Below are 9,900 nucleotides of genomic sequence, written 5' to 3'. Positions count from 1 at the left end.
GCAAAAAAAAATCGTCCTTTGGGACGATTTTTTAATGCAGTACGAAATGTTCTATAGAAATGTCTTGGTCTGGATACTTGTCTAGCAATGTCTGTGAAACCTTTTCATAAAGTTCCTTGATTTTGGCTATTTTTTCTGGATATTCTGACCCTATGTAATGGAACTGGCATTCGATGGTCAAAAAGAGTTGGTGGAAGAGGTTGTTCATTTCCTCTAATGTTGCCAGAAGTTCTTGGTCATCTTTGATAAAATCAGGGATGGCCTTGCGGTCATCAGCATAGGCATCTTGCGGTGTTAGAGGGTAGGTGCCATATTCTAGGCAGAGTTCGTAAGTCATGTGGTATCTCCTTGGGATTTCTCTGCCTTTACTATACCACAAGCGAGGAAGAAATCGAAAATATCTGCTCTGCTTTTTCTCACAGTCAAAAAAGCAGACACGAGGTCTGCTTCCAATTAGATATCGGTGTAATCAAGGTTTAGTGAATTTGCAACGGCTTTATTGGTTACTGTGCCACGGTAGATATTAAGTCCTGTGCGCAAAGCGGTGCTTTCAGAAATAGCCTTGTCAGTGCCTTTGTTGGCCAGTTCAAGGGCGTAAGGGAGAGTGGCGTTGGTAAGTGCTTGAGTGGAAGTACGTGCCACAGCTCCTGGCATATTGGCAACGGCATAGTGAACCACGCCATCGACCAGATAAGTTGGATCGTCGTGAGTCGTCACGCGGTCAGCGGTCTCAATGATCCCTCCCTGATCAACAGCAACGTCGATGATGACTGAACCAGGTTTCATTGTAGCCACCATGTCTTTAGTCACTAATTTTGGAGCGCGTGCGCCCGGAATGAGTACAGCTCCGATAAGGAGGTCAGCTTCCTTCACACTTTCTGCAATGTTGAAAGGATTTGACATGAGGGTTTGAACCTTGCCATCAAAATGACTGTCTAGCTCGGCAAGGCGTTTGGGATTGATGTCCAAAATGGTCACATTTGCGCCCAGTCCAACCGCCATCTGCGCAGCATTGACACCGACGTTTCCGCCACCAATGATGACAACATGACCTTTTTTAACTCCAGGCACACCACCAAGTAGGATACCAGAGCCACCTTCGATTTTTGTGAGGAATTGGGCACCGAGCTGTGTTGCCATGCGACCAGCTACTTCACTCATAGGGTTTAGAAGCGGAAGCGTTCCATGATCGACTACGGTCTCGTAGCCAATGGCAATCACATCCCCATCAAGAAGAGCCTGAGTCAACTCTGGTGCTGGCGCTAGGTGCAAGTAGGTGAAGAGGAGGAGTCCTGAGCGGAAATATTGGTATTCAGAAGATAACGGTTCCTTAACTTTCAGGACCATATCAGCAGCCCAAGTCTCAGCAGCTGTTTCTTTCAAGATAGCGCCTTGAGCTTCATATTCAGCATCGGTAAATCCAGAGCCAAGTCCAGCTCCCTTTTCAATCCAGACAGTATGCCCAGCTTGGACAAAGCTGAGCACACCAGCAGGTGTGATGCCGACACGGTTTTCGTTATTTTTAATTTCCTTTGGGACACCAATAATCATATAAAATCCTCTCTTTTGTAAAAGCTTATGGTTTCTACAGTTTACCATAAAAACGTTTTCTTGAAAAGAAAGAGCATAGCTTTTTTGTGAAAAAAGCCACAAGCAAAAACCTTGGAGAGAAAGACAAAGCAAGGTAAAATGGAAATCTAATGAAATTGTACGAGGAGAAAAATATGACAAACGAGATTCGCGTCTTGCTTTACTATAAATATGTTCCCATTGAAAATGCTAAGGAATATGCTGCAGAGCATCTAGCCTATTGTAAGTCTATCGGTCTAAAAGGTCGTATCTTGATTGCAGACGAGGGGATAAATGGGACAGTTTCTGGGGACTATGAAACGACTCAGAAGTATATGGACTGGGTTCATTCGGATGAACGTTTTGCGGACCTTTGGTTCAAATGTGATGAAGAGCCACGCGATGCTTTCAAGAAAATGTTTGTTCGCTACAAGAAAGAAATTGTTCACCTTGGCCTTGAAGACAATAACTTCGATAGTGACATCAATCCACTCGAAACGACAGGTGAATATTTAACCCCAAAACAATTCAAAGAAGCTCTGCTTGACGAAAATACGATCGTTCTTGATACACGCAATGACTATGAGTATGACCTTGGTCATTTCCGCGGAGCCATTCGCCCAGACATCCGTAACTTCCGCGAATTGCCACAATGGGTCCGTGACAACAAGGAAAAATTCATGGAGAAACGTGTGGTTGTTTACTGTACTGGTGGTGTTCGTTGTGAAAAATTCTCAGGCTGGATGGTGCGTGAAGGCTACAAGGATGTCGGCCAGCTTCATGGCGGTATCGCGACTTATGGAAAAGACCCAGAGGTCCGTGGCGAACTGTGGGATGGCAAGATGTATGTTTTCGACGAGCGAATTGCAGTCGATGTCAACCATGTTGACCCTGTTGTCGTAGGGAAGGACTGGTTTGACGGCACACCTTGTGAGCGCTATGTCAACTGTGGCAACCCCTTCTGTAACCGCCGCATCCTGACCTCAGAAGAAAATGAAGCCAAATATGTCCGCGGCTGTTCAACAGAATGCCGTGCCCACGAACGCAACCGTTACATCACTGAAAATAGCTTAACCCACCAAGAATGGGCAGAACGCTTGGAAGCAATTGGGGAAACCTTGCCGGTTTTGGTGTAAAATAGAAGAGATTATCAAGTTCCTACTATGATATAATGACATAGTAGGAACTTTTTTAGTAGCAAAAACAGATGAAAGGAAGAAATGAATGAACAAAGAAGTTGTACTGAGTAAGATAAAAGAAGTATTTCCAGAAGCCAAGCAGCATGAAACGAAAGGCTATACCGCTTTCCGTGTTAGAAATATGAAAGGGGTAGACCAAAACTTTGTTCAGGTACAGAAGAGTCGAGGCGGTATAACTATATCGGTTCTATCTAGGTTCTTATCGGAGGAAGACAAGCAATATTTTAAAATCGCCCCCAAAACGAATGGCTGGCCAATAGATGCCGACTACATCATAGAAACTGAAGAAAAACTCCCAGTTGCCTTATCCATGATAGGTAAATCCTATGAAGGGGTTAGAAGAGGGGTGATAACCCTAGCAGAGCTTAATGAGCTAGAGTTTAGAAGCTGGGTCGAAAAAACGAAGAAGGAGAAAGGGAAAACAGGTTGGATAGCTGTTGACTCTAAAATTTCTTGGCTAAAGGGCGAATTTTTCCAAGACGAGACCCTTCGGATTACTCCGATAAAGGATTTGTTGCTTGAGATTGAGTCTTTAACGGAATGGGAAAAGGAACTTATCCAAAGCTTTCCTGAAAATCTATTCTCTCTCTATGATTCAGATTTTCTAGTCATCCATAAACAGATTATGGAAACCTGTCAGAAATATAAAAAAGAGCTCAGTAAAGTAGTAGCTAGAAGAAATTTACAGAATACAAAGAGAGCAAATTTTGCAAACTTTAAATACACAAATTTTGCCTCGGAGTATGTGCAGTTTCTCAAGGAAAAAGGACAACATCAGATGAAATCAAGTTTGAGCAGCAAATTACTTTTTTCCCACAACATCATTCTCCGCGGTGCGCCAGGGACTGGGAAAACCTATTTAGCTAAACAGATTGCAAGAGAATTGACAGATGGAAATGAAGAACAAATCGGTTTTGTTCAATTTCATCCGTCCTATGATTACACGGATTTTGTGGAAGGGTTGCGGCCTGTAAAAGATGATTCTGGAGATATTAAATTTGAAATCAAACCTGGAATATTTAAGACCTTTTGTGAAAAAGCTAAGATAGCCTCTCAAACTGGCGGTCAAGATAACTTTGAGGAAGCTTGGAAAGCTTTCTTTGAAGCTGTTAGCGAAGTAGGTGAAGACGATTCATATGTAATTTCTTCTTTACGTGGGAAAAGTATGCACCTTCGAGCTTATGAAAGAGGGGAGATGACAGGGGTCACAGAAAAAGACACCTCCAGTAACTTTTATAACAAAGCCCAATGCTACAATCTGTATAAAGGAAAACCGGGCGTTCCACAAGGTGGATTTGATAATTATAGAAGAGCGATCCTGAATCATTTGAAAGAGAAATTTGGTCTAAAAGAGTTTGTACCACCAACTGAAACCACCTCTGACAAAAAATTCGTCTTCATCATCGACGAAATCAACCGTGGGGAAATTTCTAAAATATTTGGCGAGCTCTTTTATTCGATTGACCCAGGCTATCGTGGAGAAGATGGGGCGGTTTCGACCCAGTACGCCAATATGCACCAAGAGGAGGAGAAGTTTTATATTCCTGAGAATGTCTATATTATCGGAACCATGAACGATATTGACCGCTCCGTTGATAGTTTTGATTTTGCCATGCGCAGACGCTTTCGGTTTGTTGAGATAAAGGCGGCCGATAGTATGGTAATGTGGGAAAAGAACGAAAACTTCGACAATGACCAAATTCCTGAAGCAAGAACAAGACTGACAAACTTAAATCAGGCCATTGAAAATACCCCAGAACTAAATAGCAACTACCATATCGGACCGTCCTATTTTTTAAAATTGCCTGAACTTGGCTATGATTATGAGATTCTCTGGCAAGACTACTTGCAGCCCCTTTTGGAAGAATACCTACGGGGAACTTTTGAGGAGGCAGAGCGCCTGAGTGAATTAAAAGCAGCCTATGATAGACTAGAGGAAGAAACTCATGTGGATGAGGGATAATCAGCAGGACATTTCAAAGGCAGATTTTCAGGCTGCATTGCCAGAATTAGCGGAACACTTGCTGGACAAAAGTTTGGATTACCTAACCAAGAAGCACCAGCTCTTCCTTTTTCCCAATGATTTGAAGGATATTCCTGATTTGGATTGGTCAGGAAAAATCTTTGAGACGGTGAATGATAAGGTCAGAACGCGGAATATTGTTGGTTTTATGGGTTTCAAGGGGGAAAGCTTGCGGATTCATTCTCGTTTTGCCCAGAATGATGTGGAAGATTATTTTTTGCATTATATGTTGCAGAAGGTTCTCCATCTCAACCTAACCAACTTAGATACTTCACTTTCGACAGACCAGCAGTTTTATCAACTCCTACTATATCTTTTTCCCAAATACCTGCAGGCCGCCTTGCGAAAAGGACTTTACAAGGAGTATCAGCGTTTTCACTACCACGATTCCAATGTCAAGGGAGCTCTGGATGTGGCGCGGTATATCAAATATAGTACACCCTTTGTCGGGAAAATCGCCTACACAACTAGGGAATTTTCCTATGAAAATGACCTTATGCAGCTGATTCGGCACACTATTGAATGGATAAAAGTCAGTCAAAAAAATAGCCAGCAAATCTTAAACCCCAATCAGGAAACAAGGAAAAATATTGACATTATCGTTCAGGTGACACCTTCCTATGACTTGTCTGATAGAAGAAAAATCATCTTTAAAAATCGCCAGTCCCCTGTTCGCCATGCTTATTTTCATGAGTATGCTGCCTTACAAAGGCTCTGCCTTTTGATTTTGAAGGGCCAAGAACAGAATTTCGGATCTGGCAGTGAGCGAATTCACGGGATGCTTTTTGATGTAGCCTGGCTCTGGGAGGAGTATTTGGCAACGGTCTTGGGAAGTCAGTTTCTCCATCCGCGCAATAAAGAAAGGAGCGGTGGTTATTCGTTCTTTAACAATGGGAATGGGCTCATTTATCCAGACTTTCTTTCCTTCTCACCAATGCCCATTGTAGCGGACGCCAAGTACAAACCATTTGGAAATATCAAGGGAACAGACTATCTGCAGCTGGTTGCCTATATGTATCGATTTGATGCCAAGCTAGGATTTTACCTTTTCCCAAATGTAACAACTGAACAGCATAGCCAGCAATTTGAACTCTTGCAAGGGAAAGGACAAAAGCGAGAAGACAAGATTATTGTTGAAAAGCTAGGTTTGACCATTCCGCAACAAATGACCAGTTTTGAAGCCTTTGTCCATGCAATGCAAGAAAATGAAGCACAATTCCTTGAAAGAATCCAGCTTGAAATGTGAAATAAAGGAAAACACTATATTTTTATGGATTGATGAAAGAGGTATTTATGATTCGGATTAATAAAATAGAGAGTGCTATCAAAGAGTTAGAAGGAGGAAGATTTCAGAATTTAGGAGATGCCTATCTTAGAAAAAAATATCATTTTGAAAAATTAGTTTCGTTAGGCTCTCAAGAAGGGACAGATAAAACAACTAGAGGCATTCCTGATACCTACGCAGAAGAAAATGGGAAATATATTTATATCATGTATGGCACCCAAAATTCTGTGATACCTAAGTTAAAAGAAGATATTCAATCAGTTAAGAAAAAAATTTTAGATGAGAAGATTGACGAAGATAAGATTGGACGAATTATTTGTTGTCATACTTCCTCAAATATAAAAATCAAACAAAAGGAAGAGCTAGAAAAATTAACGGAACCTCATCAGCTTGAGCTAATTGGAATTAATGAGATTGCTAATGACTTGACAAAGGTAGAATTTCAATATTTAGCAAAAGAATATCTATCAATCAGCGAATCTACAGAGCAAGTTTGGAACATTGATGATTTTATAAAGATTCATGATAGCAGTAAAACGAATGCGCCTATTTCAAATGATTACATTGGTAATATAGGTGACATTATTGGTTTAATAACTTCAGATGAAAACCGAATTTTATTAATATCAGCGAAACCTGGGACAGGAAAAACACGATTAGCGATTGAAATTTGTTCTTCGCTTGATAGAAGTCAATATAATATTCTCTGCATCAAGAGCAATAATCAATCAATTTATCAAGATATCAAGAGTCATTTAGACCCACAGAAAGAAAATATCATTTTCATTGATGACGTTAACCTAACTCAAAATTATATTCCGATACTGGCCTTGTTAAATACAGACACAAATATTAAATTTATTCTTACTGTACGGGATTATGCTAAAAAAGAAGTTATTAAAAACATTAAAGCATTTGGTTATGAAAGTGTAGAACCAGATGTTTTGAAAGATGACAATTTCACACAGTTACTTAATCAATTTTCTAGTCAAGAATTTACCCAAAAAGAAATCGATCATATTAATGCTATCTCTAAAGGTAATCCACGGATTGCGGTCATTGCAGCTAAATTGTCTAGCTCACAGGATTTGACTAATTTCAATGACGAAGTTGATATCTTAAAAGATTACTATGAGGAAATTTTATCTAGAAATAATATTGATATCAAGATTCAAAAAGTTCTTTTCATTTTGTCATATCTTAAAAAGATTAGATTAGATAGTTTAGCAATTAATAAAGAACTTATTAGTCTGCTACAAATAACTAATTTAACAGAAAAGGAATTTACAGACGGGATTGAAAAACTTCATGAGCAGGAGTTATGTAATATCTATAAAGACAAAATTGTAAAAGTTGCAGATCAATCGCTAGATGATTATATAGTGATTAAGTTTTTAATGAACAAAAAAGTATGTATTTTAGAGATCTTACGCGAACTCTATCCATTAAATGATCAAAAAGTTGTTGAGATATTGAATCAATTCACTAATTTTGTCAGAAAAAAAAGTGATGCAGAGGTCATTTTTAGTGCGGTGAAAAAATATTACAGAGAAAGTAATTTCAAAAATGACAATGCTAAAGAAAAGTTTCTAACACAATTCGGTGTTTTACTTCCTTTAGAGTCAATTTCCTATATTAGGAATAAAATTGACAATCTTGAAACTGAGGATTATACAAGAGATAGTTTTATTAAAGAAAAGAATAAAAAAACAACCATAGAAGATCCAATATTATCGATAATCAATACAATTAGCAAAACGGATTATAATAAGCATGCGCTTCAACTATTGCTAAAATACTTCAACCAAAAACCGAATAATATTTCTGAAGTCTATACTATTCTCGAAGAAAATTATGGACTAATAACTGGAAAGGAATATATCCATTATAAAACAGCAAAGGAAACGATAGAAGAAGTAAACGAGCTTGATTTAACCCGAATCTATAACCAAGAGTTAGTTGTTACAATTTTGAAGCAATATTTCAAGATTGAAGTTGAAAGAACTGAGGGTGATGATAAGAAGTTTACATTTGGGCGCTTTACTATATCAGATAGTGAGCATTTAAAACAATATCATGAAAATATTCTTGAACTTCTAGAGAAACTTTATAATGTTGGCACTTTAGATATCAGATACTATATTGAAAAAATATTGTATTCTTATCAATTCATTATTTTAAACTGCTCAGAAAGTCATCCTATTACAGTTGAAGGAGATTTAAAATCTATTAAGAAAATGTTCTTTAAAGAGTTTCCAAAGATGACAATGGTAGAAGAAAAAATAGCCTATGCGCTACACAAAGCTGAAATTAAAAAGAAGTTTTTGGTCCTTTCAGATTATAGTGTCTCTGAGAGACAGGAAATCTACAATAATTTGACAAACGATAATTATAGGTGGTTTTATAAAGAACATAACGAGACAGAATTGACTCAAATAGTGAGAAACTATTCGGATAATTGGGGAAAAGTTCTTACCTTTGCGAATCAATTTAAAAATGAATTATTTATGAATGATGAAAATATTGAATATGTATTATTTAATATGTTCCAGAAACTAGATAGTGCTGAAAAAGTTACTTTTCTCGAATCTATGTTCAAAGTAAGTTATCAATTTGAAGTGATTACACCGAATGTGTTTTTAAAAGGGTTGACTAGAAGACAATTACAAACTATTATTAATTTTTCTTCAGAATCAGAAAAATACAAATGGCAATTTGCTTATCTAACTGAGCTTGAAGAAATTGAAAAAGAAGACATACAATTATTGGAAAGTCTTTTAATTAGTAAACCATTGCCGAAATATTTTACTATTTTAGGTTTTGAAAAGTACATTTTAGTGAAACCAGAATTTAAAGAAATACTGATTCAGAAAGCTGAAGGTAGTAGTTTTGTTATTCCTTACTTTATAAGAGAAGAGGAAGTGCTAAGGTTAATTAATCTAATTGGTGAAGATGACTTAAAGGCATTATATTTAAAAGAACTAGGAAACAATATTGATCATGGATGTTACCTTTTTCGAAAACTTGGCGAAGATGATACGGATTTTACAGTAGAAATTTTAAAAAAGATTTATGAATCGAAAATAGGACATTGTAACGAGTCTTACATGTTGTTGGAAAGTATTAAGGAGTTTAATAATGTTAAAAAAATTTATCTGAAATACTTGAATTATGTAATAGATAAACCTTTATATTATCTGGATGGTTTAATAAAAGATATGTTAAAGAACAATTATCAGATTCTGTTTGAAGTGTTAAAAGCAACTGATGTTGAGATAGTAGCAATAAAGTTAGTGAATCTAGGCGTAGAAGTCATTGATGATAAAAGTCAAAAACTAAAATTGTTCGAAATTTTAAGAGAAAAGGGATTCGGTAAAAGTTCTTTAACTGAAATTCATTTCACACCTTATTCATATTCTTTTTCAGGGAGTTATGTCCCAGTCTTGGAGCAGAAAAGAGATTTTTTGAAGAAAGTAAAAGAGATTTTTGTAGATAATATGGACTATATCGAATTAGTAGTGTACATAGATAAAAGAATAGATAATTACACTGAGCAGATTGAAAAAGAATTGGAGAAGGAGTTTTAAGAATATATCAGTTGAAACACTATTTTCAATTAAAAAAATGATGAGGATGTTATTAACTTTTTGAAAATAAGGTAGTACCATCTGAAGTCAACAAACAAACTGTTTAATAACTTAGCATCAAAAAGGCCAGTTGCATTTAGTGTTGCCTGAAGTTTAAAAATTAAATATTGATAAAGTTCTGGTGACCTACTTGGACCGAATACCCGAATTTGGCCCGTTTTATGAGAAAGATGCAGG

The 9,900-nt window shown here is 37.3% G+C and carries 6 protein-coding genes; 4 read left to right on the top strand and 2 right to left on the bottom strand.

Going from position 1 to position 9,900, the window contains the following annotated elements; translation table 11 throughout:
- Positions 1 to 31: 31 nt before the first annotated feature.
- Together G576_RS0111360 and ald are read right to left on the bottom strand one after the other, a co-directional pair.
- Positions 32 to 337 (bottom strand): hypothetical protein, encoded by a 306-nt coding sequence (locus G576_RS0111360; protein WP_027974698.1) that lies wholly within the window; start codon positions 335 to 337, stop codon positions 32 to 34.
- A 116-nt stretch (positions 338 to 453) separates the two neighbouring features.
- Positions 454 to 1,551 carry an alanine dehydrogenase gene (gene ald, locus G576_RS0111355; protein ID WP_027974697.1) on the bottom strand — a complete coding sequence of 366 codons (1,098 nt, stop codon included), beginning with the start codon at positions 1,549 to 1,551 and terminating at the stop codon, positions 454 to 456.
- A gap of 173 nt (positions 1,552 to 1,724) precedes the next feature.
- Between ald and trhO the strand changes: the two genes are divergently transcribed.
- The 4 genes from trhO to G576_RS0111335 all read left to right on the top strand — a co-directional run bounded on the left by trhO (position 1,725) and on the right by G576_RS0111335 (position 9,663).
- Complete coding sequence (trhO, locus tag G576_RS0111350; protein ID WP_027974696.1) at positions 1,725 to 2,705, top strand: oxygen-dependent tRNA uridine(34) hydroxylase TrhO; 981 nt, start codon at positions 1,725 to 1,727, stop codon at positions 2,703 to 2,705.
- 88 nt (positions 2,706 to 2,793) lie between these two features.
- Positions 2,794 to 4,731 (top strand): McrB family protein, encoded by a 1,938-nt coding sequence (locus G576_RS12875; RefSeq protein WP_245563042.1) that lies wholly within the window; start codon positions 2,794 to 2,796, stop codon positions 4,729 to 4,731.
- The gene (locus tag G576_RS0111340; RefSeq protein WP_027974694.1) at positions 4,715 to 6,037 is read left to right on the top strand and encodes a 5-methylcytosine restriction system specificity protein McrC; all 1,323 of its coding nucleotides are present in this window, start codon (positions 4,715 to 4,717) and stop codon (positions 6,035 to 6,037) included. The genes G576_RS12875 and G576_RS0111340 overlap by 17 nt, the downstream gene beginning before the upstream one ends.
- Before the next feature lie 47 nt (positions 6,038 to 6,084).
- Positions 6,085 to 9,663 carry an nSTAND3 domain-containing NTPase gene (locus G576_RS0111335; RefSeq protein ID WP_027974693.1) on the top strand — a complete coding sequence of 1,193 codons (3,579 nt, stop codon included), beginning with the start codon at positions 6,085 to 6,087 and terminating at the stop codon, positions 9,661 to 9,663.
- The last annotated feature ends 237 nt before the right edge of the window (positions 9,664 to 9,900 follow it).

Source organism: Streptococcus porci DSM 23759 (assembly GCF_000423765.1).
GTDB lineage: Bacteria > Bacillota > Bacilli > Lactobacillales > Streptococcaceae > Streptococcus > Streptococcus porci.
The sequence above is the reverse complement of the archived record's forward strand: the minus strand, read 5'-3'. Positions and strand labels throughout refer to the sequence as shown.

Coding starts and splice junctions, on each gene's coding strand:
- G576_RS0111360 (WP_027974698.1), bottom strand. CDS start 337: ATGACTTACGAACTCTGCCTAGAATATGGCACCTACCCTCTAACACCG.
- ald (WP_027974697.1), bottom strand. CDS start 1,551: ATGATTATTGGTGTCCCAAAGGAAATTAAAAATAACGAAAACCGTGTC.
- trhO (WP_027974696.1), top strand. CDS start 1,725: ATGACAAACGAGATTCGCGTCTTGCTTTACTATAAATATGTTCCCATT.
- G576_RS12875 (WP_245563042.1), top strand. CDS start 2,794: ATGAACAAAGAAGTTGTACTGAGTAAGATAAAAGAAGTATTTCCAGAA.
- G576_RS0111340 (WP_027974694.1), top strand. CDS start 4,715: ATGTGGATGAGGGATAATCAGCAGGACATTTCAAAGGCAGATTTTCAG.
- G576_RS0111335 (WP_027974693.1), top strand. CDS start 6,085: ATGATTCGGATTAATAAAATAGAGAGTGCTATCAAAGAGTTAGAAGGA.